Source organism: Desulfobotulus alkaliphilus, assembly GCF_007830435.1.
Lineage (GTDB): Bacteria > Desulfobacterota > Desulfobacteria > Desulfobacterales > ASO4-4 > Desulfobotulus > Desulfobotulus alkaliphilus.
In genome coordinates this window covers 82,840-108,225 of sequence record NZ_VLLC01000008.1, presented here as the reverse complement: position 1 = coordinate 108,225, position 25,386 = coordinate 82,840, and the positions used below count along the sequence as shown (strand labels likewise).

At 51.7% G+C, this 25,386-nt stretch carries 27 protein-coding genes and 1 tRNA gene; 24 read left to right on the top strand and 4 right to left on the bottom strand.

The genetic code is table 11. From position 1 onward, the window contains the following. Positions 1-40: 40 nt before the first annotated feature. The 3 genes from LZ24_RS06680 to rsmI are packed head-to-tail and all read left to right on the top strand — an operon-like array spanning position 41 to position 1,858. On the top strand, positions 41-640 hold the full coding sequence (locus LZ24_RS06680) for a ribonuclease HII (protein ID WP_144683824.1): 600 nt from the start codon (positions 41-43) through the stop codon (positions 638-640). Next, positions 637-999, top strand: coding sequence for a YraN family protein (locus LZ24_RS06675; protein ID WP_144683821.1), 363 nt, complete (start codon positions 637-639; stop codon positions 997-999). Before LZ24_RS06680 ends, LZ24_RS06675 begins: the two co-directional genes overlap by 4 nt. After that, positions 953-1,858, top strand: a complete 906-nt coding sequence (rsmI, locus tag LZ24_RS06670; protein ID WP_246118538.1) for a 16S rRNA (cytidine(1402)-2'-O)-methyltransferase — start codon at positions 953-955, stop codon at positions 1,856-1,858. Before LZ24_RS06675 ends, rsmI begins: the two co-directional genes overlap by 47 nt. Positions 1,859-2,307: 449 nt before the next feature. Here rsmI and LZ24_RS06665 read toward each other — a convergent pair whose 3' ends face one another. Continuing rightward, positions 2,308-3,558, bottom strand: coding sequence for an acetate kinase (locus LZ24_RS06665; RefSeq protein ID WP_144683818.1), 1,251 nt, complete (start codon positions 3,556-3,558; stop codon positions 2,308-2,310). A gap of 28 nt (positions 3,559-3,586) precedes the next feature. Further along, positions 3,587-4,579 carry a phosphate acetyltransferase gene (pta, locus tag LZ24_RS06660; RefSeq protein ID WP_144683815.1) on the bottom strand — a complete coding sequence of 331 codons (993 nt, stop codon included), beginning with the start codon at positions 4,577-4,579 and terminating at the stop codon, positions 3,587-3,589. A 1,883-nt stretch (positions 4,580-6,462) separates the two neighbouring features. On the opposite strand from pta, the gene LZ24_RS06655 reads away from it, so the two are divergent. The 17 genes from LZ24_RS06655 to LZ24_RS06575 all read left to right on the top strand — a co-directional run bounded on the left by LZ24_RS06655 (position 6,463) and on the right by LZ24_RS06575 (position 20,079). After that, the gene (locus tag LZ24_RS06655; RefSeq protein ID WP_179953232.1) at positions 6,463-6,999 is read left to right on the top strand and encodes a 4Fe-4S dicluster domain-containing protein; all 537 of its coding nucleotides are present in this window, start codon (positions 6,463-6,465) and stop codon (positions 6,997-6,999) included. Next, positions 6,986-7,879, top strand: coding sequence for a CoB--CoM heterodisulfide reductase iron-sulfur subunit B family protein (locus LZ24_RS06650; protein WP_186442976.1), 894 nt, complete (start codon positions 6,986-6,988; stop codon positions 7,877-7,879). The genes LZ24_RS06655 and LZ24_RS06650 overlap by 14 nt, the downstream gene beginning before the upstream one ends. A 207-nt stretch (positions 7,880-8,086) precedes the next feature. After that, positions 8,087-8,377 (top strand): DUF1844 domain-containing protein, encoded by a 291-nt coding sequence (locus LZ24_RS06645; protein WP_144683806.1) that lies wholly within the window; start codon positions 8,087-8,089, stop codon positions 8,375-8,377. A 49-nt stretch (positions 8,378-8,426) separates the two neighbouring features. Then, complete coding sequence (locus LZ24_RS06640; protein WP_144683804.1) at positions 8,427-9,884, top strand: DegQ family serine endoprotease; 1,458 nt, start codon at positions 8,427-8,429, stop codon at positions 9,882-9,884. 12 nt (positions 9,885-9,896) lie between these two features. Next, positions 9,897-10,751, top strand: coding sequence for a 4-(cytidine 5'-diphospho)-2-C-methyl-D-erythritol kinase (locus LZ24_RS06635; RefSeq protein ID WP_144683802.1), 855 nt, complete (start codon positions 9,897-9,899; stop codon positions 10,749-10,751). A 21-nt stretch (positions 10,752-10,772) separates the two neighbouring features. Next, a tRNA-Gln gene (locus LZ24_RS06630) sits at positions 10,773-10,844 on the top strand. 91 nt (positions 10,845-10,935) lie between these two features. Beyond that, entirely contained in the window at positions 10,936-11,892 is a 957-nt protein-coding gene (locus tag LZ24_RS06625; protein ID WP_144683801.1) for a ribose-phosphate diphosphokinase, read from the top strand. Positions 11,893-11,942: 50 nt separating this feature from the next. Continuing rightward, positions 11,943-12,524, top strand: a complete 582-nt coding sequence (locus LZ24_RS06620; protein ID WP_281282276.1) for a 50S ribosomal protein L25 — start codon at positions 11,943-11,945, stop codon at positions 12,522-12,524. A gap of 44 nt (positions 12,525-12,568) precedes the next feature. Next, on the top strand, positions 12,569-13,144 hold the full coding sequence (gene pth, locus LZ24_RS06615) for an aminoacyl-tRNA hydrolase (protein WP_144683796.1): 576 nt from the start codon (positions 12,569-12,571) through the stop codon (positions 13,142-13,144). A gap of 36 nt (positions 13,145-13,180) precedes the next feature. Beyond that, complete coding sequence (locus LZ24_RS06610) at positions 13,181-15,199, top strand: sodium-translocating pyrophosphatase (RefSeq protein WP_144683794.1); 2,019 nt, start codon at positions 13,181-13,183, stop codon at positions 15,197-15,199. A gap of 227 nt (positions 15,200-15,426) precedes the next feature. Next, entirely contained in the window at positions 15,427-15,951 is a 525-nt protein-coding gene (locus tag LZ24_RS06605) for a CarD family transcriptional regulator (protein ID WP_144683791.1), read from the top strand. A gap of 16 nt (positions 15,952-15,967) precedes the next feature. After that, positions 15,968-16,969, top strand: a complete 1,002-nt coding sequence (locus LZ24_RS06600; protein WP_144683788.1) for an RluA family pseudouridine synthase — start codon at positions 15,968-15,970, stop codon at positions 16,967-16,969. Beyond that, positions 16,953-17,534, top strand: coding sequence for a YkgJ family cysteine cluster protein (locus tag LZ24_RS06595; protein ID WP_186442975.1), 582 nt, complete (start codon positions 16,953-16,955; stop codon positions 17,532-17,534). The genes LZ24_RS06600 and LZ24_RS06595 overlap by 17 nt, the downstream gene beginning before the upstream one ends. A 1-nt stretch (position 17,535) precedes the next feature. Continuing rightward, positions 17,536-18,330, top strand: coding sequence for a TatD family hydrolase (locus LZ24_RS06590; protein WP_186442974.1), 795 nt, complete (start codon positions 17,536-17,538; stop codon positions 18,328-18,330). Continuing rightward, positions 18,327-19,067 carry a tRNA threonylcarbamoyladenosine dehydratase gene (locus LZ24_RS06585; protein WP_144683778.1) on the top strand — a complete coding sequence of 247 codons (741 nt, stop codon included), beginning with the start codon at positions 18,327-18,329 and terminating at the stop codon, positions 19,065-19,067. Before LZ24_RS06590 ends, LZ24_RS06585 begins: the two co-directional genes overlap by 4 nt. Positions 19,068-19,271: 204 nt before the next feature. Continuing rightward, entirely contained in the window at positions 19,272-19,586 is a 315-nt protein-coding gene (gene cutA / locus LZ24_RS06580) for a divalent-cation tolerance protein CutA (protein ID WP_246118536.1), read from the top strand. 160 nt (positions 19,587-19,746) lie between these two features. Then, positions 19,747-20,079, top strand: a complete 333-nt coding sequence (locus LZ24_RS06575) for an IscA/HesB family protein (RefSeq protein WP_144683775.1) — start codon at positions 19,747-19,749, stop codon at positions 20,077-20,079. A gap of 91 nt (positions 20,080-20,170) precedes the next feature. On the opposite strand, the gene LZ24_RS06570 is transcribed toward LZ24_RS06575, so the two are convergent. After that, the gene (locus LZ24_RS06570; protein WP_144683772.1) at positions 20,171-21,571 is read right to left on the bottom strand and encodes a sigma-54-dependent transcriptional regulator; all 1,401 of its coding nucleotides are present in this window, start codon (positions 21,569-21,571) and stop codon (positions 20,171-20,173) included. Between the two features lie 60 nt (positions 21,572-21,631). Further along, positions 21,632-22,408 (bottom strand): DUF169 domain-containing protein, encoded by a 777-nt coding sequence (locus LZ24_RS06565; protein ID WP_186442973.1) that lies wholly within the window; start codon positions 22,406-22,408, stop codon positions 21,632-21,634. Between the two features lie 372 nt (positions 22,409-22,780). Between LZ24_RS06565 and LZ24_RS06560 the strand changes: the two genes are divergently transcribed. From LZ24_RS06560 to LZ24_RS06545, 4 genes are read left to right on the top strand one after another with little or no spacing between them, the layout of a single operon-like run. Next, positions 22,781-23,179 (top strand): NADH-quinone oxidoreductase subunit A, encoded by a 399-nt coding sequence (locus LZ24_RS06560; protein ID WP_144683767.1) that lies wholly within the window; start codon positions 22,781-22,783, stop codon positions 23,177-23,179. Continuing rightward, a complete protein-coding gene (locus LZ24_RS06555; RefSeq protein WP_456236628.1) occupies positions 23,155-23,754 on the top strand; it encodes an NADH-quinone oxidoreductase subunit B in 600 nt (199 codons plus the stop codon). Before LZ24_RS06560 ends, LZ24_RS06555 begins: the two co-directional genes overlap by 25 nt. Further along, positions 23,751-24,269, top strand: a complete 519-nt coding sequence (locus tag LZ24_RS06550) for an NADH-quinone oxidoreductase subunit C (RefSeq protein WP_144683764.1) — start codon at positions 23,751-23,753, stop codon at positions 24,267-24,269. Before LZ24_RS06555 ends, LZ24_RS06550 begins: the two co-directional genes overlap by 4 nt. Further along, complete coding sequence (locus LZ24_RS06545) at positions 24,266-25,384, top strand: NADH-quinone oxidoreductase subunit D (RefSeq protein WP_144683761.1); 1,119 nt, start codon at positions 24,266-24,268, stop codon at positions 25,382-25,384. Before LZ24_RS06550 ends, LZ24_RS06545 begins: the two co-directional genes overlap by 4 nt. Positions 25,385-25,386 lie beyond the last annotated feature (2 nt).

Genomic DNA, 25,386 nt, shown 5'->3' with positions numbered 1-25,386 from the left:
CCTGCCGGTTTTGGCCGGCAGGGGGGATGACGGGAAAGATATGTACAGCTTTGAAGCCATGTGCCATGAAAAGGGTTTTTCATGCATCGCAGGGGTGGATGAGGCCGGCAGGGGACCCCTGGCCGGCCCTGTTGTTTCTGCTGCGGTGATTTTACGGCCGGACTATGATCTGCCCGGCCTGAATGATTCCAAAAAACTCAGTGAATCCCGCAGAAAAAAACTTTTTGACCATATTCCTTCCCAGTGCCTTGCCATGGGTATCGGTATTGTTTCCGAAAACCGCATCGATGAAATCAATATTCTTCGTGCATCCCTTGAATCCATGGTCCTTGCCGTGAATAATCTTTCCACGGTTCCCGATTTTCTCCTGATAGACGGTAAATTCACTTTGGATCTTCCTCTGGCGCAACAGGCCATTGTGGGGGGAGACGGTAAGTCTGCAAGCATTGCAGCGGCTTCCGTGCTGGCCAAGGTAACAAGGGATCATATCATGGAAAGGCTGGATCAGGAGTATCCGGGATACGGGCTGGCCCGGCACAAGGGCTATCCTACGAAGGATCACAGGGAGGCCATTGCCCGGATGGGTGTGCTGCCCGTTCACAGGCTTTCCTTCAGGGGAGTCCGGGAGTTTGTCCGATGAGTGGTCTTTTTTCCCGGATCAAAGGGCTGGCCGCGGAAAGGGCTGCCTGTGATTTTCTTAAAGGTGCAGGTTTCTGCATTCTTGAAAAAAATTTCAGGAGCCGTTTCGGGGAAATTGATATTGTGGCCCGGGAAGGGGATACCCTTGTTTTTGTTGAAGTAAAGGCCCGGAGTTCATCCGGTTATGGTTCGGCCTTTGAGGCGGTGGACAGGAGAAAGCAGCAGAAAATACTCCGGACCGCCCTTTTTTATATCAGCCGGAACCTGCTGGATGATCCTTATCTACGTTTTGATGTGATTTCGGTGAATGCCAATGGACAGTGTTTCCACATCCCCGATGCCTTTGGCCCTGAAGAGTGAGGGGGTAAAGTCCGGGCATCTTTATATTGTTTCCACCCCCATCGGAAATCTTGGGGACATCACCTTCAGGGCCCTTGACGTTCTTGCCTCGGTGGACCGGGTGGCTGCCGAGGATACCCGCAATACGGCGAGGCTTCTGGCCCGTTTCAATATCCAGAAACCCATGGTGTCTTTGCATGAGCACAACGAGGCCTACCGCAGTCAGGCCCTTGTGGAGGCCCTGAGACAGGGGGAATCCCTTGCTCTGGTTTCCGATGCGGGAACGCCCTCCCTGTCCGATCCGGGTTTTGTGCTGGTTCGGGAGGTGATAGCCGCAGGGCTGCCCCTTGTACCCGTCCCCGGTGTTTCCGCTGCAGTTACCCTGATGAGTGTGTCCGGGCTACCCACGGACAGCTTCACCTTTTGCGGGTTTCCGCCAAAAAAAGCAGGGCGCAGGCGAAGATGGCTTCAGGCGCTTTCCGAAAGCCGCTATCCCCTTATTTTTTATGTCTCTCCCCACAGTCTGATGGGATTCCTTGGAGAGCTTATGGATATTTTCGGAGATCGTCATGGGGTTCTGGGCCGGGAGATGACCAAAATGTATGAGGAGTATCTTCGGGGGACCTTGTCGGAGATTGCAGGGGCGCTGAAGAGCCGGGAGAAAATCCGGGGGGAATGTTCCCTCATGGTGGCTGGCAGGGGGGATAGCGAAGGCCTTGATGGCGGTGAAGATATGGAGGATCTGGACGCCCTCATTGCCAAAGCCCTTGGGGAGGGTGTGGAGAAGCCTTCTGCACTGGCAAAGCGGCTTGCAGCAAGACTCGGCATGGATCGTAAGGATCTTTATGCCCGTATTCTCGGGATGAAAACGGATTCCTGATTCCATAAAGATCGTAATTGTTCAGCACAATTTTTCTTTGGCAAATGGAGTACCATTAATCAGGAGCATAGACAACCGGGCTATTTGTTCGTGACGCAATCTTATTCTTAGAGCTTCTTGCCCTGTGCGGAAGCGGCAAAACCTCCCCGCCACAGGCAGGATAAGCTTTTTGATTACCATGGCAGGCTTAAGCACGCTGCCTTTGTGGCGGCTCAGACAGTTTGCCGCTTCTTTCGCACAGGCCTGCAAAGCTCTGATCCGAAACGATTGCAATGTCACTCACAAACAGCCCGATGGTCTTTTTCTGGAGTCAGGTTTTTGAAATTAATGCATGATTTTTATTGTAAAATGTGCTGAATAATTACTAAAGATCAGACAATAAAAAAAACCGGCCCCTTTCCTTATGTAAGGAAGGCAGCCAGTTTTTTATGGTTTATCCCTGATTCCTTTTATTTGAGGAAGGTATAGGGATATTTTGTGTGGTCTTCGTACTGGTCCTGAATGATGGCGACAACGTCTTCCACAAAGACAAGCTCTTCATTGGTGGGGATCATGAAGACCTTCACCTTGGAGTCGGGCGTGGAAATTTCCGTTTCTCCATGCTTGCTGAAGGTGCTCATGTTTTTCTCCTTGTCGATCTTGATTCCGAAGAATTCAAGGCCCTCAAGGGTTTTCTGGCGGATGAGGCCGGAGTTTTCACCCACACCTGCGGTAAAGACAATGGCATCCACACTGCCAAGGGCAAAGGCATATTCCCCTGCGGATTTACGCAGTTTGTAGGCTTCCATTTCAATGGCCAGCTTGCAGCGGGAGTCTCCGGCTTCGGCGGCTACCTCAATGTCCCTGCGGTCGGTGTATTTGCCGGTGATGCCGAGAACGCCGGATTTTTTGTTTAAGAGATTGTCCATGTAGCGGGGGCCGACATCCAGACGCTGCATCATGAACATGGGGATGGCGGGGTCAATGTCACCGCAGCGGGTTCCCATGATGGCACCGGCAAGGGGGGTGAACCCCATGGTGGTGTCGATGGAAAGGCCTTTTTTGATGGCAGCGCAGGAAACGCCATTGCCAATGTGAAGGGTGATGATGTTGCACTCGTTGGCGTTTTTGCCCATCAGTGCTGCGGCACGCTTGGATACATAAAGATGGCTGGTGCCGTGGAAGCCGTAGCGGCGCACGGAGAAGTCTTTGTACCATTCATAGGGAAGGGCATAGAGATAGGCATGTTCCGGCATGCTCTGGTGGAAGGCCGTATCAAAGATGGCCACATGGGGAATTTTGGGCATGGCGGTACGGGCGGCACGGATACCCACAAGGTTGGCCGGATTGTGCAGGGGTGCCAGATGGGAAACGGCCCCAATGTGGTTGATCACGTCATCGGTAATGAGAACGCTCTGATTGAACTGCTCGCCGCCATGAACCACCCGGTGGCCAACGGCGGAAATTTCTTCCATGCTTTCGATGACAGTACCTTCACCGGTGGTGAGGGCGTTGATAATCCATTGAATGGCTGTTTCATGGTTATCAATGGCATACTTGATTTTCTTTTTGTAATCTTTAGTGGGTACCTTGTGTTCAATGAAGGAATCGCCAATGCCAATGCGCTCGACAACGCCGGTGGCAATGACTTCTTTGTTGGTCCAGTCAAAGAGCTGGTATTTCAGCGAGGAGCTTCCGCAGTTAAGGGCAAGAATTTTCATGGGGCATCTCTTCTTTCTTCTTTTCGGGTTAGTCGGCCTGTACGGCGGTAATGGCCGTTACATTAACAATATCCATATATTTACAACCCCTTGAGAGGTCATTTACGGGTTTGGCAAGGCCCTGAATAATGGGCCCGATGGCTTCGGCGCCGCCAAGGCGTTCCACCAGTTTGTAGCCGATGTTTCCGGCCTGAATATCGGGAAATATCAAAACATTGGCTTCTCCGGGAATGGGGCTTCCCGGGGCTTTTTTGGCGCCTACGGAAGCAAGGAGGGCGGCATCCGCCTGAAGTTCTCCGTCTGCTTTGAGGTCCGGGCGGTTGGTTTTGAGAATTTCCACGGCCTGTGTCACCTTATCCACGTATTCATGCTTTGCGCTTCCTTTGGTGGAGAAGGAAAGCATGGCAACCTTTGGCTCGGTTTCAAGGAAGGATTTGCATGAGTCGGCAGAGGCAGAGGCAATTTCCGCAAGCTTGGTGGCATCGGGATCAATGTTGACTGCGCAGTCGGCAAAGATCAGGGTGCCATCCACACCGAAATTTTTGTGGGGAGTGACCATAATAAAGCAGCTGGATACGGTTTTCATACCCGGCTTGGTGCCAATAACCTGAATAGCGGCCCGGAGAACGTCGCCGGTGGTGTTTTTTGCCCCTGCCACGGCACCGTCGGCAATGCCAAGCCTTACCATCATGGCCCCGAAAAAGAGGGGGTCTTTCATGGTTTCATCGGCTTTTTCGAGGGTCATGCCCTTGGCTTTACGCATCTCAAAGAATTCCGCAGCAAATTTTTCCCGAAGCTCACTGCTGGCAGGATCAATGAAACGACAGCGCAGGGGGTAGCCTTTGTCCGTAAAGGCTTTTTCAAGGGCTTTTTCATCCCCGAGAATAACCAGCTCCTTGACAAGACCGTTTTCCATGACGGCATGGGCCGCATCAATGGTACGCTCGTCATCTCCTTCGGGAAGGACAATTGTTTTTTGTTTTTCTCTGGCAGAGGTCCAGAATTTTTCCATCAATGACATTGTGCATCTCCTTAGTATGCAAGCCGGAGCCGTGCAGGTGTTTTTTTAATGAATTTTCCCTTATCGGGTTTTTTTGTACCTGCTCCGGGTTTGCGGGTTCCCGCAGGAACCCTTTGGAAAAAAAGAATGAAATAAAAATATGAAATAAAAAAATATGACTGTCGTATCCCTGTGGCCGGGAATACGGAAAAGCCTGTAACAGGCTCCTTCCCAAAAGCGGAAGAATACCATTGGTATCTGGGATCCGGGCTGTTTTACCCATGAATTTCTTCTGCATCTCCGTTTTTATGTTGCGATGCATCTAAAAACAGAGAAAAAATATAGTTGGATTCATGGTGAAGTGCAACAGGAAAAAAGCATCTTCCGGGTCATGTTGCCATACGCCATGCCGTTTTTCAGATTCTCTCTTTCAAAAGATGGGCCTTGCGTCAAGCTCTCTTTTTCTTCTTTGTACCTGTCCGCCGGGGGAAACTGGCCCGGTTCCATGGTTTTTCAAGCGTTCATGGTCACAGGCCCTGTGACTTTCAGGATATACTTTTGAAAATTGGATTGTTATTCTGATTTTTTTAATGAGACCCTCACCCCAACCCTCTCCCAAGGGGCTGGGCTTTACCCACAATTTTTATCAAGTCTGTTGAGTTGCAAAAATGTAGTTTTGAGGGTGTCTAAATGCTCTTTTTCCCTCTCTTTCCTTAATGACCTTAAAGTCCTTAAGGTCACGAAGGTCCTTAATGACAATACTAACGACCGGCCTCAACGCCATAAAGGAGCAGGTAGGGCAGGCACAATCTGCACCTGCGAATGAATTGGGCAGCCCCTGTTTTGTAAAGGAAGGCCCCTGTGTCTGCCCCTTGGGTGAGAGTTCCATAAAGAATATTCTCACCCAAGGGAAACAGGCCTGCTGCCCGCCATTTCCTTTATGTTAGTACCCCTGATTTCATATTACCGGACTTATGGGTAAAGATAAGCCCTCCGGGAGAGGGGCCGGGGCCTTGCCCGGCAAACAGGCCAAAAATTGGACTTGTCCAATGCACTGAAGGCTGTTGGCCTGAGTGCCGGAGTGCTATAAAAGCGGCAAACTGTCTGAGCCGCCATAAAGGCAGCGTGCCATGGCCTGCCATGGTAATCAAAAAGCTTATCCTGCCTGTGGCGGGGGGCTTTTGCCGCTTCCGCACAGGCCAAGAAACTCTAAGAATCCGGCGCTGAAGATCCTTGAAACACTTTTTCTCCCGCAAAGGGCTTGAGTTTTTCAGCTTGAGTGCCGGATTGCGTCACGGGCAAAAAGCCTGGGGCCTGTGCATCTGTTTTGCAGGTATGGTGCTTGAAAAACTGTGCTGCACAGTTACAGCTTTTCCATATCTGAAAGACAGGGGGTGCATGAAATTTATTGCACTTGGGGCGGATGTCTGGAAGGCCGTCCGGGGCCGCATTTTTTTCAATGCGTTTTTGTGATGGGGGGATTGTCTGGCCTTGCTGGCCATGGCGGGCGTCATGGATGGAAATGGGAAGCCGGGAGGGGATGAAGCCAGGGCCTCCGGGTATCTTTTATTGGAGCCCCTTGGGTTGGGGCTGCCGGTGGAATCTGACAGGGGGCTGGTTGACAGTTTTTTCTTCATATCTATACTTGTCTGTGTATCGGTGATGTCTGATACAAATTGGGTTGACACTGCCGGGCCCTTGGTCTAGTGTGATCGCCCTGAATCGTGTCAGGGGAGCTCAGGCATTGGCCTGTGTGGTTTTCCCTTGTCGTGCAATGCCCGGCAAGGGGCCAACTTGGTACAGTTTTTAGCTCTTACTCCTGCTTCAGCAGGGGTACAGGTTGTATTTTCTGTGCCATATCTCGGATTCCTGCTTTGGCAAGAATCCATATAATGGTGAGTATTATGCAAGTTGACCGCTCATTTATCCGGGAGGTGGAAGAGCGGAGCGGCCAGCGGTTCGGTGCCTGTTTCCATTGCATGGCCTGTTCCGGTGGTTGTCCCGTATCTGATATCATGGACTATCTGCCCAACCAGATTGTCCGAATGATGCAGCTTGGTTTGCGGAAAGAGGTGCTGGAGAGCCGTGCCATATGGGTCTGTGTCGGTTGTTACAGCTGTGTGTCCCAGTGTCCGAACCGCATCCATATACCTTACATGATGGATGCCCTGCGTGAGCTGGCACTGGAAGAAGGCGTCAAGATAGGGGAGCCGGATATCTGGACCTTCCACAGGGAATTTCTGAAGCAGGTGGATAAAAGGGGGCGTGTGTACGAGCTGGAGTTCATGGCCCGCTACAAGCTTTCTACCATGAGTCTTTTCAGTGATATGGGTTCCGGTATGAAGATGTTGCTGAATGGCAGGCTGGAGCTTTTTCCCCACACAGTAAAAAAGCTTCATGAGGTTCGTAAGATCAGGGAGGTCTGTTATGGAAAAAAATGATGTAAAATCAGGTGTGGAGTCGGTTCCGCATCCGAGAATATATTACTATCCGGGATGTTCCCTGATGTCCACGGCGAGGGATCTGGGGGATTCCCTGTTTCAGATGGCCCGCCTTGTGGGGTCCTGGCTGGAAGAGCTGAAGGACTGGAACTGCTGTGGTGCTTCTCCTGCCCACAGCGTGAATCAGAATTATGCCCTGCTCCTTGCGGGACGCAACCTTGTGCTGGCGGAGCGTCAGGGAATACGGGATCTTTTTGTGATCTGTCCCAGTTGTTTTGTCCGCCTGCGTACGGCAGAAAAAACCCTGATTGCCGAACCCGATAAAAATGATCTTCTGGAAGAGGCTGTGGGGAAACGCTATCAGGGTTCCGTGCGCCTGCGTTTTTTCCTTGAGGTAGGCAGTGCCAGTCAGATGAATGTTTTCAGGGAGGCTGTGATTAACCCCCTGAAGGGTTTGAAGGGAGTACTGTATTTCGGCTGTCTCCTTACCCGGCCTGAGTGGATTACGGGTTTTGACGTGCTTCCCTACGAGGATGAGCTGAGAAGTTTTGTGGAGGCGCTGGGGGTTGAAACCCTGGACTGGGGCTATGGTAAGCAGTGCTGTGGTGCCCATCTGGCACTGACCAAGCCGGATCATGTGGATACCCTTGTGGACCGGATACGGGATCATGCCCGGAGGGTGGGAGCCAACTGCATGATTTCCTTCTGCCCGCTCTGTCAGGTAAACATGGAGCTCAGGGGTAAGAATTCCGAACCGCTGCCGGTTTTCTACGTGTCTGAACTCATTGGCATGGCCTGCCGTCTGCCCAGAACGGAGAAATGGATACGCAAGCATCTTGTGGATCCAAGGGAGCTTCTGGCGGAACATAATCTGCTCTGATTCTTACCAATTGGGAACGATTTTGCTATACCGGGGGCTCTTTGAAAACCTGAAGGGGTTTGGAAGGGCCTTTTTTATATGGGTGTTTTTTACATATTGAATGTCCGGTCGTTTCGGTATATCCATATGGGGTTTTTGGGGCTTTTAAATGCACTTCTGTGCAAAAGAGGCTGTTTTCTTAACCGTTAATGATCTTCGGGGGTGACCATGGCAGAAGAAAGGGCGGGGAAAAAGAGGGAGGATCTTTTTCCCAATATAGATTTTACAACCTTTATTCTTTCCCTGAATGCCTCTGCCCTTGTGCATCTGGGGATTGTGGAAGATCCCGGAACCGGCCAGAGACGAAGGAATATGGATCTTGCAAAACAGACCATTGATGTTCTTGGTATGCTGGAAGAAAAAACAAGGGGCAATCTGAGGGAGGATGAGGAGCGTCTTTTTCATCATCTTTTGCAGGATCTGCGGTTGCGCTATGTTGCCAGCGAAAAAACGACTTGATGTTTTTCTGTCGGATATCTGCCATTTTTAAAAACAACGGAGGTCTTTTATGTTAGCCGGTGAAAAAAGGATTGCAGGCAGCCCGTCAGGCCCTTTGGCCGTTTTTTTTCTTGCAGGTTTTTTTGCTTTGTTTTTCAGTGTTTTTGCAATGCACTCCCATGCCCTGCTGAGGCCGGACAGCTTTACCATTCTGGCGGAGAAGGCGGGGGGCGCCGTGGTGAATATCCGCACGGAAAAAACGGCACAGTCCCAGGACCGGGTTTTTCGTCATTTTTTTGAAAGTCCCTTTGGTGAAAACGATCCCTTTGAGGAGTTTTTCAGGCGTTTTCAGGGTGATAACAACCACCAGCGGGAATTCCGCCGCCAGAGCCTCGGGTCCGGTTTTCTGATCAGTGAGGACGGTTATATTGTAACAAACAACCATGTGATTGAAGGTGCCGATAAGATCCGGGTGAGACTGAAGGATGGAGAAGAGTATGATGCCCGGATTGTGGGAAGGGATCCCAAGACGGATCTGGCCCTGATACGCATTGAGGCGGACAGGAAATTTCCCTACATATCCATGGGGGATTCCGGTGCTTTGCGGGTAGGCGAGTGGGTCATGGCCATTGGCAGCCCCTTTGGGCTGGAGCAGACCGTCACCGCAGGTATTGTATCGGCCAAGGGCCGCGTTCTTGGCTCCGGCCCCTATGATGATTTTATACAGACCGATGCTTCCATCAACCCCGGAAACTCCGGCGGCCCCCTTCTCAATCTGGATGGCGAGGTGGTGGGTATCAATACGGCCATTGCCGCTTCGGGGCAGGGTATCGGTTTTGCCATTCCCGTGAATCTTGCAAAGGGGATTATCGCACAGCTGAAGGCCAGCGGTTCCGTCACCCGTGGATGGATGGGGGTGGAAATCCAGCCTCTGGATCCGACCATGGCTTCCTACCATGGCATGAAGGAGGCAAAGGGGGTCTTTGTGGTGCGTGCCATTGAGGGCGACCCTGCCCATCGTGCGGGAATACGGGGGGGAGATATTATTACCCACATCAACGGGCAGCAGGTGGAGGATACCAAGGATCTCATTCTCAAGGTGGCAGCGGCAAGGGTGGGGGAAACCATCGAGGTGACCGTGGTGCGCTCAGGAAAGGAAAAAAAGCTGGGTGTAACTGTGGCCCGCAGGGATGATGCGGGAGAGCTGAAGAAGGAGAGTGCTCCTGAGCCCGCCGTCACAGAGGACGCTCTGGGATTGTCCCTGCGTGTGCTGGATGAGAATATGGCAGAACGTATGGGTGTGGACAGGGATGCCGGTCTTCTGGTTGCGGGTGTTGCCGAAGGCAGTGCGGCCGACAGGGCGGGGCTGCGCCGGGGAGACCTGATCATGGAGATCAATCATAAAAAAATGGATTCTCTGAAAAGCTATGAAGCGGTTCTGAAAAGGTTGAAAAAAAAGGAGCGGCTTCAGTTTCTGATTCAGAGGCGGGGACAGTTCCTTGTCATTTCCATGGACCGTGAGGGCTAGTCTGTGGATTTTATGCCCCGACACATCAAGGCCCCGGCCAAGGTGAATCTGATCCTCCGGATAAGGGGAAAAAGGGCCGATGGCTACCATGAGCTGCAGTCGCTGATGTGTCCCATAGAGCTCTTTGACGGACTCTGGCTTTCTCCGGGCAGGCCGGGCATTCGAATCCGTGTGAAAAACGGAAAGGGCCTGGTACCGGAAAATGGGGAAAACCTTGCTGTCCGGGCTGCTGCGCTTTTCTATGGGGCTGCTGAGATACCTGCGGCACTGGACGTGGAGATGGAAAAAAACATTCCCGTGGCAGCGGGTCTGGGGGGAGGTTCCAGTGATGCAGCCGCAGTTCTGATGGGGCTGAACGCAGTGTATGGTCATCCCCTTTCCCCTCCTGAACTTTTCAGGCTGGCTTCGGGGCTGGGTGCCGATGTCCCGTTTTTTTTAATGCAGGGCGCTGCCTGGGCCGAAGGCATTGGTGATCAGCTTGAATCCTTCAGGAAGATACAGCCACTACCCATGGTTCTTGTGAATCCCAATGTGGCGCTTTCAACGGCGGCAGTCTACAAAAACCTGAAATGGGGATTGACAAAAGAAGGAATAAAAACTAAAAAACCTCATTTTGAAGAGACCCTCATGGATCCTGTGCCATGGCTTTTCAATGATCTTGAGCCTGTGGCCGTTTCCATGTGTCAGGAAGTGGCCCGTATCAGGGAAGCAGTTCTTGAAACCGGCGCATCCGGGGTTCTCATGTCCGGTAGTGGGCCTACGGTCTTTGGTCTTTTTAAGGATCAAAGGGCAGCAGGGGAAGCCCGGTCTTTTCTGTCGGAAAATTTTAGGCACTGGCGGGTTGTGGGGACGCAGCTCATGCCCTGATTTATACAGGTTTGTGCTTTCTGGGGCGTCGTCAAGCGGTAAGACACAGGATTTTGATTCCTGCATTCGGAGGTTCGAATCCTCCCGCCCCAGCCTTTTTTTAGTTTGCCCCTCTGGGTAATGGCTAAAGAATGCGTATCCCGCCACAAAACTGTTCAAATATATCAGATCGGATTGCAGGAAGATGGACGAACTTGTTTTATTTGCGGGGAACTCAAACCCGCTTCTGGCATCCCGGATAGCAGATTATGTAGGGAAACCTCTGGGCTGCGCAAAGGTGACCAATTTCAGTGACGGAGAAATCCAGATTGAAATTCAGGAAAACGTGCGTGGTCGGGATGTCTATATTATTCAGTCCACCTGCAAGCCCGTGAATGATAACCTTGTAGAGCTTCTGCTGATGCTGGATGCGGTGAAGAGGTCCGCAGCCAGACGTATTGCTGCAGTGATTCCTTATTTTGGCTATGCCCGGCAGGATAAGAAGGTTGCGCCCAGAGTTCCCATCAGTGCCAAGCTGGCAGCAGACATGCTGATGGCAGCAGGTGCCAACCGGGTCATCACCATGGATCTCCACGCAGGTCAGATTCAGGGTTTTTTTGACTGCCCCGTAGATAATCTTTATGCAGCTCCCGTACTCAGGGATTATGCAAAGAGGGTTTTTGGTGCCACCCCTGAAGATATAGCGGATCTGGTCATCGTGTCACCCGATGCCGGGGGTGTGGAGCGGGCAAGGGCCTTTGCCAAAAGGCTGAATGCGGACTGGGCCATTGTGGATAAAAGACGGGACATGCCCAACAAGGCCCAGGCCATGGCAGTCATAGGCAATGTCAGTGATAAGAATGTGATCATTCTGGATGATATGGCAGATACGGCAGGAACTCTGACGGAGGCCGCAAGGGCTTTGGATGAAAAGGGTGCAAGGTCCATCCATGCCTTCTGCACCCATCCGGTTCTGTCTGGCCCTGCCGTGGATCGTATAGAAAATTCGCCCATTCAGACACTGGTGGCAACGGATAGTATTCCTTTGAGTAAAGAAGCGCTGGAATCGGATAAAATTCATATTCTTTCCATTGCAGATCTGGTGGGGGAAGCCATTATCCGCAGTCACCGCGGAGATTCGGTAACCTCGCTTTTTGTGTGACAGACGATTTTATGTGGGTGTAGACCTGAAGGAGAAAAACTTTGGAATTTGTGACTTTGAACGCGGCTAACCGCGAGGCAACAAAAAAAGGTGTCTGCAGAAAACTGCGGATGAATGGTAAGATTCCTGCGGTTCTGTATGGTCGCAAAGTGGAAAGTCGGGATCTTGTGGTTTCCGTTAAAGATCTGGAAGATGCGATAAAAAAAAGCAAAACCCGTGAGCTGTTTTTTGATCTTCAGCTCAGCGATGGTACCTGTAAGGCCATGATGAAGGATTTCCAGAAAGACCCCATGAACGGAGATTTTGTCCATGCGGACTTCTATGCCCTTGAGCTGGACCGTAAAATTACAGCAAAGGTGAATCTGAGTGTTTCGGGAACACCCAAGGGTGTGGATATGGGCGGTAACCTGAAGGTTTTTGAAAGAATGGTAACGGTTCGCTGTCTTCCCGAAGCAACCCCTGAGAATATCACGGTGGATGTCAGGGGTATTGGCCTTGGAAAAACCTTTTACCTGAAAAATGTTGAGGTTCCCGAGGGCGTTGAGCTGGTGGTTGAGGGCAATGCTCCCCTTGCCATGGTTGCTGTTCCCAGGGGTGCTGCAGCAGCAGCAAATGCAGATGAGGAAGCATAGGCAGCGGTTTATCTGTTTTTTTGTGACTAAAAAGGGATTTCCCTATGAATACGAAAGGGCCAATGATGGTGGCTGGCCTGGGAAACCCCGGCCTTCGCTATGCAGAAACCCGTCATAATGCAGGCTTTCAGGTTGTGGAATCCCTCGGGGAATGGGGTTCCATATCTCTGGATAAAAAGAAGTTTGATGCTGAATTCGGACGGGGGCGGATGGGAGGATGCGATGTCCTTCTGGTCAGGCCCCAGTCCTACATGAACCGAAGCGGCATACCGGTTCAGAAGCTTTGTCATTTTTTTGATGTTGCAGTATCTGACCTTGTTGTCGTATACGATGACATTGATCTTCCCCTTGGACGGATACGTATCCGTGAAAAAGGGGGACATGGTGGGCACAACGGAATCAGATCCCTGATCGAACAGCTTGGAACCCGGGATTTTTCCAGGGTACGGATTGGTGTCGGACGACCGGAAGGGGAACAGGACGTTGCCGATTACGTACTCAGTGGTTTTTCAAGGCAGGAAAAGGAAATCTGGCTCCGCGTGGTTGAAAGGGCGAGGGAGGCTGTCTCCTGTATTCTTCAGGAGGGGCTTTCGGCCGCTATGCAAAAGTATCAATCGTAGTTTTCTGTTCAACCTAACTCTTTGATGGAGGAAAGCATGGAATTTGTAATGGGGAACATCCCGCTGGTGTGTGCACTGGTGGGGGGACTCGGCATTCTGTTTGCGCTGATCCTTGCAGGGCTTGTAAAGGCAGCTCCTGCAGGCGATGAAAAAATGGGTGCCATTGCCAAGGCCATTCAGGAAGGCTCCATTGCCTATCTGAATCGTCAGATGAAAAGTATTGCTGTAGTTGGTGGCGTAATTGCTGTTGTTATTTTTGTTGCCCTGGGTGCCATGAGTGCTCTGGGCTTCATCATTGGTGCCGTAGCTTCCTATGTGGCCGGTTACATTGGCATGCGCGTTTCCGTTATTGCCAACGTACGTACCGCAGAAGCTTCCAAGCACGGCCTTAACGCCGGTCTTTCCATGGCTTTCCGTGGTGGCACAGTAACAGGTATGATGGTTGCAGGTCTTGGTCTTGCTGCTACAGCTGGTCTGTATGCTGCTACCGCCAACATTCCTGCCCTGGTTGCCCTTGGTTTCGGTGGCTCCCTGATCTCCATCTTCGCCCGTCTGGGTGGTGGTATCTTCACAAAGGGTGCTGACGTAGGTGCTGACCTTGTGGGTAAGGTTGAATCCAATATCCCCGAGGATGATCCCCGTAACCCCGCAACCATCGCTGACAACGTAGGTGACAACGTAGGTGACTGCGCCGGTATGGCTGCTGACCTCTTTGAAACCTATGCCGTTACCCTTGTTGCCGCCATGTTCCTTGGCGACATTCTTTTCAACGGTAATGAAGCCATTATCATGCTGCCCCTGATTCTGGGAGCCATTTCCATTATTGCTTCCATTATCGCCAGCTTCTTTGTACGCCTTGGTGCCAAGAGCGAATACATCATGGGCGCCCTGTACAAAGGTATGTTCGGTTCTGCCATCATTGCAGCCATTGCCTTCTACTATGCCATCATGCACTTCATGGGCGGTGTTGAAGGTGTTTCCGCCATCAACCTGTACTACTCTGCGCTGATCGGTCTTGCACTGACCGTACTCATCGTTATCATTACTGAGTACTACACCGGTATCTTCAAGCCTGTAAAAGACATTGCCCTTGCCTCCACCACGGGTCATGGCACCAACATCATTGCAGGTCTTGCCGTATCCATGCAGTCCACGGCTGCTCCTGTTCTTACCATCTGTCTTGGTATTTTCATGGCCCACAGCTTTGCCGGTCTTTACGGTATTGCCATTGCCGCCGTGTCCATGCTTTCCATGACCGGTATGGTTATTGCCATTGACGCCTACGGCCCCATCACCGACAACGCCGGTGGTATTGCTGAAATGGCTGAAATGGACGACTCCGTACGTGCCGTTACCGATCCTCTGGATGCTGTTGGTAACACCACCAAGGCCGTAACCAAAGGGTACGCCATTGGTTCCGCTGGTCTTGCCGCTCTGGTACTTTTTGCCTGCTATGTACAGGAATTTGCCGTACATGGTGGTGCAGATGCAGCACAGCTTCGTTTCGACCTTGCAGACGTGAATGTTATCATTGGTCTCTTCATCGGTGGCCTGCTCCCCTACCTCTTCGCTTCCATTGCCATGAGTGCTGTTGGTCGTGCAGGTGGTGCCGTTGTTGAAGAAGTACGTCGTCAGTTCCGTGAAATTCCCGGCATCATGGAAGGTACCGCCAAGCCCGATTATGCGGCCTGCGTGGATATCGTTACCAAGTTTGCCCTGAAGGAAATGATTGTTCCTGCACTTCTGCCCGTAATTGCCCCCATCGTTGTGGGTCTCCTGCTGGGCAAAATTGCTCTGGGTGGTATGCTCATCGGTTCCATTGTTACAGGTCTTTTCGTGGCCATCTCCATGACCACTGGTGGTGCTGCATGGGATAACGCCAAGAAGTACATCGAAGACAACCACTATGGTGGTAAAGGTTCCGACGCCCACAAGGCTGCTGTAACCGGTGACACCGTAGGTGACCCCTACAAAGATACCGCTGGTCCTGCTGTTAACCCCATGATCAAGATCCTCAACGTTGTGGCTCTTCTCATGGTGCCTTTCCTGATGTAGTAACTTTTGCCCTTCACCTGTGTGGAGGGTTTCAGGAATGAGATGAAATAAAAATCGGGGCAGATCCTTATGGGTCTGCCCCGATTTTTTTTGTATGGAAAAGCCTTGTTGTACGGGTGTTTCATTGTCATTGGGGAAAGGTTTTATTTAAAATGGTTGAACCCATTGTCAAGTTTGTGATATAAAAAACTTTTAAAGCGTAAACCCCTAACAATGGTGGTGAGAAAATGGCAGAAAAGGCAATGACACTGGAGGAAGGTACACGGCAGTTTCATGTCGGTGACCTTGCGGTTTATCCTGCCCATGGCGTGGGTCGTATTGAAGCCATAGAGTCCCGTGAGATCAATGGGAAAAAACAGGATTTTTATATTATGAAAATTCTGGAAAACGGCATGGTTATCATGATTCCCACGGACAATGTGGCGAATGTTGGTTTGAGGGATGTTATCGAAAAAAACGATATCCCCAAAGTATATGCGGTAATGACCCACAAGGGGGACGGCCAGCAGGATAACCAGACCTGGAACCGGCGCTACCGTGAGTATATGGAAAAGATAAAAAGTGGCAGCCTCTACGATGTGGCAGCGGTTTTCCGGGATCTTTTTGTCCTGAAACTGACCAAGGATCTTTCCTTTGGTGAGCGCAAGCTTCTGGATACGGCCCAGGGCCTTCTCCTTAAGGAGCTGAGCCTTGCCAAGGAAACCGATGAAAAGAGCATGCTGACGGAAATTGAGAATCTGTTTGCCAGCTGACTTCTCAGAGAAGCTTATGGACACTGAAAATGCAGGCGTTTTCTGTTGTGAGGTATCCAGTACCCATGATGGAAAACGCCTGGATGTTTTTCTGGCAGAAGCGATAGATTCCTTAAGCAGAAGCCTTGCTGTGAGACAGGTGAAGGATGGTTTTTTTCTGGTGGACGGGAAAAGGGTCCGCCCTTCGGTGAAGCTTAGGGCAGGGCAGCAGGTGACGGGCCGTATTCCGGATATGCGGCCCTCTCCCCTCTGTGCCCAGAATCTGGTTCTGGATATTCTCCATGAGGACGCCCATCTTCTGGTGCTGAACAAGGCCGCAGGCATGGTGGTGCATCCGGCTCCGGGGCATCCCGACGGGACCCTTGTCAATGCCTTGCTCCACCATTGCCCGGATCTTGGCGGTATCGGCGGGGAGGTGCGGCCGGGCATTGTCCATCGCCTGGACAAGGACACCTCCGGTGTGATGGTGGTGGCCAAACATCAGCTTTCCCATGAGCGCCTTGTCTCCATGTTCCATGACAGGAAAACAGAAAAATACTACGAGGCCCTTGTATGGGGAGAGCTGGCTGGAGATGAGGGGTGCATGGATGCCGCCATCGGTCGGCATCCTGTGGACAGAAAAAAAATGGCGGCTCTGGTGAGCGGCGGCAGACAGGCCCTTTCCCTCTGGTCTGTCACAGGGCGTTATCAGGGGCTGACACGGCTTCTGCTTAACATTAAAACGGGCAGAACCCATCAGATCCGGGTGCATTGTTCCCATGCTGGTCACCCCATTGTCGGGGATACCCTTTATGGTTCCCGGAGACCGGGTGAGCGCATGAAGGATACCCGCATGAGGGCAGCCCTTCTGAAGGTGGAACGCCAGATGCTCCATGCCCGCTTTCTTCGCTTTACCCATCCTGTCACAGGTGCAGCCATGGCATTTGAGGCACCCCTGCCCGAAGACATGGAAAACCTTCTGGCATACCTCAGGCCATGGTGCACGGAAGAAAGGGGAGATTATGGAGGCTCTTTTTGAAAGCATGGATCAGATCTACCGGGATCTTGATCAGCGTCTGGTCCCTCTGATGTCAGAGGCACTCTGTGGCCCCGGCTGCTCTTTATGCTGTACGGGTACGGGCAGCATTGACATCAACACCCTCGAAGGCCTGAGAATTCTGCGCTACATGGAGTCCCTTCCCCAGAATATCCATGCCAGAATGCGCAGCTCGCTTGCAAAGGACAGGAAAAACCGAAAGCAGGAAAGAAAGGCTTCCTGTCCTTTTTTAAGAAAAAACAGAACCTGTGCCATCTATGCCATCCGTCCCCTTGTATGCAGGCGCCTTTACTCTCTGGAACCCTGCAGTGAAAGGGGGCCGGTACTTCACAAGGAGGCCGTTTCTCTGGGAGCCGGGGCCAGGGATGCGCTTCAGCGGCTGGACTGGAACGGATATTCCGGTCATATCTCCTATGTGCTGCACCTTTTTGATGAGCCGGGTTTCAGAACATTTTATGCGTCCGGCGGCTTTGATCCCTCCCGTGTGATGGATTACGGCAAGGCCCATAAACTCGTCATTCACCGCTCGCTGCATGGAAAAAAATAAGATGTTTCCCCTGGTGGACACCCACTGCCATCTGCAGGATGGCAGGATCTATGAAAATCTTTCCTCCCTCATGGATGAGGCCTGTGCCGCAGGTGTGGGTTTTTTTGTCTGCTGCGGATCTGCAGAGGATGACTGGGAAGCTGTGCTGGATATTTCCCTGCACTGGAAGGGGGTGATTCCCTTTTTGGGTCTTCATCCCTTTTATGTGGAATGGGCCAGACCCGGATGGGAGAAGGTTCTTGGGGATCTGCTGGTTTCTTTGCCCGGTGCAGGAATCGGAGAGGCAGGGCTTGACGGCATGGCCTTTCCCCATACCCTTGAAAAGCAGGAAAGGGTGCTGGTCACCCAGCTTCGTCTGGCCCGTGATCTGAAGAGGCCGGTTTCCCTGCACTGCCGCAGGGCCTGGGGCCGTATGCTGGATATATTAAAAAAAGAAGGTGGTCTCCCCCATGGGGGGGCCTTCCATGCTTGGTCCGGTTCCGCAGACATGGTCCGGGAGGTGGAGAGGCTGGGAGCCCATGTGGGTTTTTCCGCCTCTCTTCTCAGAACGGCCAATAAAAAGGTGCTGCGCAGTGTGCAGGCGGTTTCTGCTGACAGAATGCTGATAGAAACGGATGCACCGGATATTCCTCCGCCCTTTGCTCAGAAGGGTATCAATCAGCCAGCCTTTCTCAGGCATACCTTCCGCGCCCTTGCCGGGCTGCGGAATCTGTCCGAAGATGTGCTGGCAGAGCAGCTTTTTATGAACAGCCGCTGTTTTCTTTCCCATCTTTCCGAACGGGATTTTCATCCATGAGTTCATCCTTTTCCAGAGTGCAGCTTTTAACGGGTGAAGAAGCCTTTGGGCGTCTGCAGGAAGCCCGTGTGACCGTATGCGGGCTTGGGGCTGTGGGTTCCTTTGCCGTGGAAGCCCTTGCCAGAAGTGGTGTGGGACATCTCAGGCTTGTGGATTTTGATGTGGTGGAGGCTTCCAATATCAACCGCCAGCTTTTTGCCCTGCACTCCACCCTTGGCCAGTCCAAGGTGTCTCTGGCCCAAAAGCGTATAAAAGATATTGCACCGGACTGTCACGTGGAAGTTCTGGATCTTTTCATTGATGGGGCATCCCTTGACCGTGTGCTGGACAATGAGCCGGATGTGGTTCTCGATGCCATTGACGGCCTTAACTCCAAGGTGATGCTCATCCGGGAAGCCCTGCACCGGAGGCTTTATATCGCCAGCAGCATGGGGGCTGCCACCCGCTATGATGCGGGAGCCATACGGGTCTGTGATATTTCCGAAACCCATCATTGCCCCCTGGCCCGGCTGGTGCGCCGTCGCCTGCATCGTTTTGGCATAGAAAAAGGCGTTGACTGTGTTTTTTCCCCGGAGCCTCCCACCAGAGGCCCGGTCCCTGAAGAGACGGAGGAGACAGCGACACAGGCCCGTGGACGGATTCGGCAGCCCATGGGCTCCATCGCCCATGTGACGGGAAGCTTTGGTCTGCGTCTGGCAGGTCTTGCTCTGGACAGAATTCTTCAACGAATGAAATGATTCAGTATATTTTATTCTGAAAATTATTCTTTAATTTCAAGGTCTTGTTGGCAGCAAAAGGTAATCGGGCTGTTTGTGAGTGACGTTGCAATCGTTTTCGTCACGAACAAATGGCTCGATTGTCTATGCAATTAATTGAAATTTTTCGATTTGTCAAAGAAGAATTGTGCTGAATACCAACGAATCTGAAAAAGGAGGTTGCCTGTGATTCAGTGGGTGTATATGACCGCCGGCAGTAATGAAGAAGCAGAAAAACTGGCAAAAAATCTGGTTCTGGAAGGTCTTGCGGCCTGTGTGAATGTTTTTCCCGGTGTCCGCTCATTTTATGTATGGGAGGGCCGTGCGGAGGAAGGGGCCGAGGTGGTTCTGGTGGCAAAAACCACAAAGGAGATGTTCGAGAAACTGAAAGCCAGAGTGCTTGAGCTGCACAGCTATGATTGCCCCTGTATTCTTGCCCTGGACGTTTCCCATGGACACGGACCTTTCATGGAGTGGATTGCTTCACAGGCGCGAAGCTAGGCTGTTCTTCTTTTATATTCTAAATGTTTTTTTCATTGAAAAAAAATATTTGACCCTGAGGAAGTCTGGCACTATTTTGCAGAATCAGGAGAAGCCGTTTCTCCTCTTATTCTTTTTTTAGGGTATGATGTCCTGCGGGTGCAGGGAAAGGACTTTTTTTATGTTTACGGTAACACCGGAAGCCCAGAAGGAAGTGGCATCTTTTTTTGAGGGTAAGGAACTCCAGCCCATTCGTATTTTTATCCATGGGGGTGGCTGCGGTGGTCCCATGGTGGCCATGGCTCTGGATGAGAAAAAGGATAATGATACCAGTTTTGAGATTGCAGGTATCACCTATGTGGTGGAGAATGACCTGTTTGAAGCGGGAAAGCCCTTTGAAGTGGCCTTCAATGGTATGGGTTTTGCCGTGAATTCCAGCCTGAAGCTGGAAGCAGCCGGTGGCGGATGCTCCGGATGCAGCTCTGCCGGCTCCTCCGGTTCCTGCGGCTGCTGATTGTAATTCCATTCATGCGTTTTTATAAATCCCCCCTGTTTCCATGAGAGATGAAAACAGGGGGGATTCTTTTTGCCTGAGGATCCGGTCCTTATTCCGGATAGCCCCCCTCACACCCGGTTCCCGGACGATAGGGAACCGGTGAGATGTCATAGCGCTTCATGATCTGCTGAAGGGCCTGACGCTCAAGGCCGCAGGCTCTGGCGGCAAGGCTGATGTTGCCCTTGCTTCGTTTGAGAAGGCGACCGATATAAATATGATTGAAGCCCTTGAGGGCCTCTTCCTTGGCATCCCGGTAGTTATTCTGGTGCAGGGCCGCAGAGCAGGGCCCTAAAGGTTTGGGGCCGGACAGCAGGACATCATCGGGACCTATCTCCTGGGAACTGGAGAAGAGCAGGCCATGGATAATGGTATTTTCCAGCTCACGGATATTGCCTTCCCAAGGGTGTGCCATGAGGCGTTTCATCAGTTCCGGAGAAATATATCTGCCGTATCTTTTCAGTTTGTATGCCTGTTTCTCAAGGATAAAGTGGGCAAGGGGCGGGATGTCTTCCGGCCTTTTCCTCAAGGGCGGAAGATGGATATGCCGGGTGCGCAGGACATCAAAGAGTTCTTTATTGAAACCATGGCCTTCGGTTTTTTTTTCAAGATCCCGGTTGGTGGCAATGAGCAGCCGGACTTCCGGAGATGCGCATGATGGGGCTTGGGAACCCTTGAGATATTCGAGAAGTTTCTGCTGGGCTTCGGGGGTGAGGTCTCCGATTTCATCGAGAAAAAGGGTGCCGCCTCTGGCTCTGTTCAGGAAGGCAGGGCTGTCTGTGGCGGGTGCCGGGTCTGCGGGCCTGCCGAAAATTTCATGCTCCAGACTTTCTTTGGGCAGGCTGGGGCAGTGAACCCGGATGAAGGGGCCTTCGCTGCGGGAACTCAGGCGGTGGAGTGTGCGGGCGGCCAGCTCTTTTCCTGTCCCCGATTCCCCCGTAATGAATACGGTCTCATTTCCATGGGCCAGGGTGCTGATCCTGTCGAGGATTTGCTGCATGGTTTTGGACTGGCCTGCAATCTTTGCAAAAATCCTGTGGCAGCGGCAGTCGAGCTGCAGCTGTTTTTTTTCCCGGATCAGCATACAGCGTTCAAGGGCCCTGTCTATACAGGGAGCAAGAAGTTCGCCGGAGGAAGGCCATGGCAGAATCTCATAGACTGCAGGTGCTTCATTTGCCATCTCAGGGATGAGCCTCCTGTCATGGCTCAGCAGGACAATGGTATGATTTTTAAAGGGAGACTGGATGCCGGACAGTCTGGCCATGAGTTCTGGCTCAGCAGTCCGGGTGTCAATGAAAACAAGTTCATGGCTCTGGGGGGCAAAGCAGTGGAGGGCTGCCGTTTCTCCTGAAGCAGTGCTTGTGGGGCAGCTGCATCTTGAGGCTATGGCCTGCTGCAGGATGGACTGGGTTTCTGGATCACTGCTGATGATAAGAATACTGGCTGGAATCACGGTTTCCGGAACCTTATTTATTCAGTTTGCATTGTGGGTTTTTATGGGCTGTTCTGGTTTTTAAGCCGGATCAAAGCGGAACAGGGGGCATCCCTGGCAGGCGTCCAGACCGGGCCAGTCTGAATCGCCTTTGCCCACAAGGGATACGCCGCCATTTTTTTCTTTTCTTTTCTGCAGATGCGCCATGGAGGCAAGGAAATGGCTTCCGGGCATGGTAAGGTTCATGTAAGCCATTTCCGTTTTTCCTGACGATTTGGAGCCCGCACACATGGTATTCATATTGGCCGTCTGGTTTATATGACTCCACACGGATCCGCCGCAGACCGCAGAATTGGGGGCGTGACGGAAATGGAGATGGGTTTTATTCATGGCAGCCATGTAATCATTGAGGATGTGGTATCCCTGAAAAGGGAGAACCATGAAATAGACAAGATCAGGGGCCTGTCCGAAACTGTCAAAGGTGTCTATGGGCGCTGCATAGACGCCCTGAAATTTTCCGGATGGCAGACGGGGTTTGTCACGGGCGGCCTGCAGGGACAGTTCCGGGTCCATGAGGTATTTGAGGTGAACCTTTTCATCGGTTTTCTCATCGATTTCCCTGAATCCGAAAACAAGCCGGGCATTTTTGCATAGGAGCTGCTCTTTGGGCAGGTAAAGGGAATAGCGGGCCTGACGTACGGCGCTTGTGTACTGGCAGAAGGTGAGTTTGTTTTTTGTTTTATGGGTGACGGGAAGTGTGGTCGGGTCTTTTTCTCCGGAAACAAAAAAAATCCCCGCAGGATCAAAATCCAGTCTGTATGAATAAATCAGAAGTTCAAGGGCTTCTTTGTAGGTCATGGTGTGTCTCCTTGTTTGTACCCGTTGCATTGTGTCGGCATCAGCCAGTCTGTTTTTTCTTAATATAGATAGGGCATGACCTGGGATGTCAAGGGCTAACCTTATTTAAATTTGAGTAAGGCGGAAAAGTCTTAACTTTTATTTGACAAAGTCCGGGTTTCTGTCTAATAAGACTGCGTGAAAATCCCTTGACAGGGGGGCTTTGTTCCTGCAATAGGATGAAACTTCTTTATGAAGTTTTATAAGGGAGACAGATTTTTAAGAAGGCAGATTTTTGATTCCGGTTTAAAAATTGACTCTGCAGGTGTCCCCGGTTATTTTGTAGCCGTCCTGATGTCTGATTATAGGCCTGAAGCTCAGGGAGTGTTTGGAATGCTGATAGAAGAAGAGTCTCTCATTGAGTATATGTACATCATGCTTTTTCTGGGTGTGGGCTTTGCCGTGGCCTTTGCACCTTTTGTTGCCGCATGGATGCTGGCACCGAGGAGAAAAAACACCGGGAGCCATGAATCCAATTATGAGTGTGGCATAGAACCCTATGGCAAGGCCTGGGATTTCCGCTATGGTGTGGCCTACTACCTGTATGCACTCATATTTCTGGCCTTTGATGTGGATATTCTTTTCCTTTTTCCCGTAGCCACGGCTTTCCATGAAGCAGAGCCTCTGCGGGCCATTGTGGAATTCGTTATTTTCGTGGGAATTCTGTCCCTTGCCATCGTTTATGCCTGGGTCAAAGGAGTCTTCAATTGGCAGAGAAAGAACAATTCATAAGTCTTGATGCCCATGTGGCGGAACTGGCAGGCCGTGTCCATGGGGATGGGGGAGCAGGCACAGGCATGGGAGCCCCTGGCCCCCTCATGCGTCTGGAGCTTGCGGATCAGATTATGCGCCTGTGTCAGGCCAACTCCCTCTGGCCCATGACCTTTGGGCTTGCCTGCTGTGCCATTGAGATGATGGCCGTGGGTATGGCCCGGTTCGACGTATCCCGGTACGGAGCGGAGGTTTTCCGGCCATCACCGCGGCAGAGTGATCTCATGATTGTGGCGGGTACGGTGAACAAGAAAATGGCCGAAGCCGTTGTTACCCTTTACGAGCAGATGGCCTATCCCAAATGGGTGATTGCCATGGGCAACTGCGCCATTTCCGGAGGTCCCTTTGCCGTAGAGGAAAATTATGCCGTGGTGGAGGGTGTGGATAAGCTGATTCCTGTGGATGTTTATGTGCCCGGATGCCCACCCCGTCCCGAAGGCCTGATTGAAGGGATTCTCAAGCTGCAGGAAAAAATTGCCGGATCCCGTCATCCCTTCCCCCAGAACCGTCATCCGAAAAGAGGGGGGCTGGCATGACCTTTCAGGAACTGGCGGATCAGCTTGGCGCCTTCTCCCTTTCCCTTACGGCTTCAGATTATGCCGCAAGCGGTGTGTACGCTGATCTTCTTCTGGAACAAAGGCAGCTTCGTCAGGTGGTGCAGCATCTGCTTGAACAGGAGTTCTATCTGGTGTTTGCAACGGCGGTGTCTTTAAAACCGGCTGCCTGCCTTGTCTATCAGTTTGCCCGCCATGATGTGCTTTTTCGGGTTAACCTGAGGCTTTTTGCCCACGAAAATGAATCTCCCACCATTTCTGACATTTTCCATGCAGCCATGTGGTATGAGCGTGAAATCCACGATTTTTTCGGTATTGCTTTCACCGGAAACGGGGATATGCGTCCTTTGATTCTTTCGGAGATGGATGCGGGTTTCCATCCGCTGCTTAAGGCGGAAAATGTCTGTATGGATGCAGAAAAGCTGGGCTTTTTGCCCCTTGCGGATGAACCGGAAGCCGGGGACGAACAAGCCCGGGGGAGTCTTGAGGACGCATGAAAACCGAAGCCTTCAAAGATGAGAGCAGACATCGCTTTTTACTGAACATGGGGCCCCAGCACCCGGCAACCCATGGGGTTTTGCGGCTGGTGCTGGAGATGGACGGGGAATATGTGGTCCATCTGGATCCTGTGCTTGGTTACGGGCACAGAATGCATGAAAAAATGGCTGAAGCCCGGCCATGGCCCTCCTTTCTGCCCAACACGGCACGCATGGATTATCTGGCTGCGCTGCCCTATAATCACGGTTATGTATGTCTGATTGAAAAGCTTGCCGGTGTCGAGGTGCCCAGAAGGGCAGAATGCATAAGGGTGGCAACTTCTGAGCTGAACCGTGTTGCCAGTCATCTTCTCTGGCTGGGGGCCTTTCTCCTGGACCTTGGTGCCTTTACCCCCATCCTGTATGGTTTTGATGACAGGGAGCAGATTCTTGATATCCTTGAAGATATCACGGGAAGTCGTCTGACCTATTCCTATTTCAGGGTGGGAGGCGTTTACCGTGACGTGGATGACCGTTTTGTTGAAAATACCCGTGTCTTTATTAAAAGAATGCGGAAACGTCTGGATATCTACAATAAGCTGGTAACGGATAACATCATTTTCATAAAAAGAACCGAGGGCATTGGCGTAATTTCGCCGGAAATGGCCCGCAGATACGGGGTTACGGGTGCCAATTTAAGGGGATCGGGCATTGCCTATGATATCCGGAAGACGGAGCCCTATTCCATTTATCCGGAGCTGGATTTCGAGATTCCCGTGGGAAGCCGGGGGGATTGCTTTGACCGTTACCTTGTGCGCATCAAAGAAATTGAGCAGAGTCTGCGCATCATTGAACAGGCCCTTGACATGCTTCCCGAAGGGGAATTCAGGGGGAAGGCACCGAAAAAAATCAAACTGCCGCCCAGGGCGGCCAGTTTTGCAGTGGAAGCGGCAAGGGGAGAGCTTGTTTATTTTATGGTGGGGCAGGATTCCGATGTACCCTATCGCCTGAAGGTCCGTGTTCCCTCCTATGCCAATCTCAGCCTCATTGCGGAACTCTGCCAGGGTATGCTGATTGCGGATCTGGTGTCCGTGATGGGCAGCCTTGACCTTGTAATCCCGGAAATCGACAGGTAGAC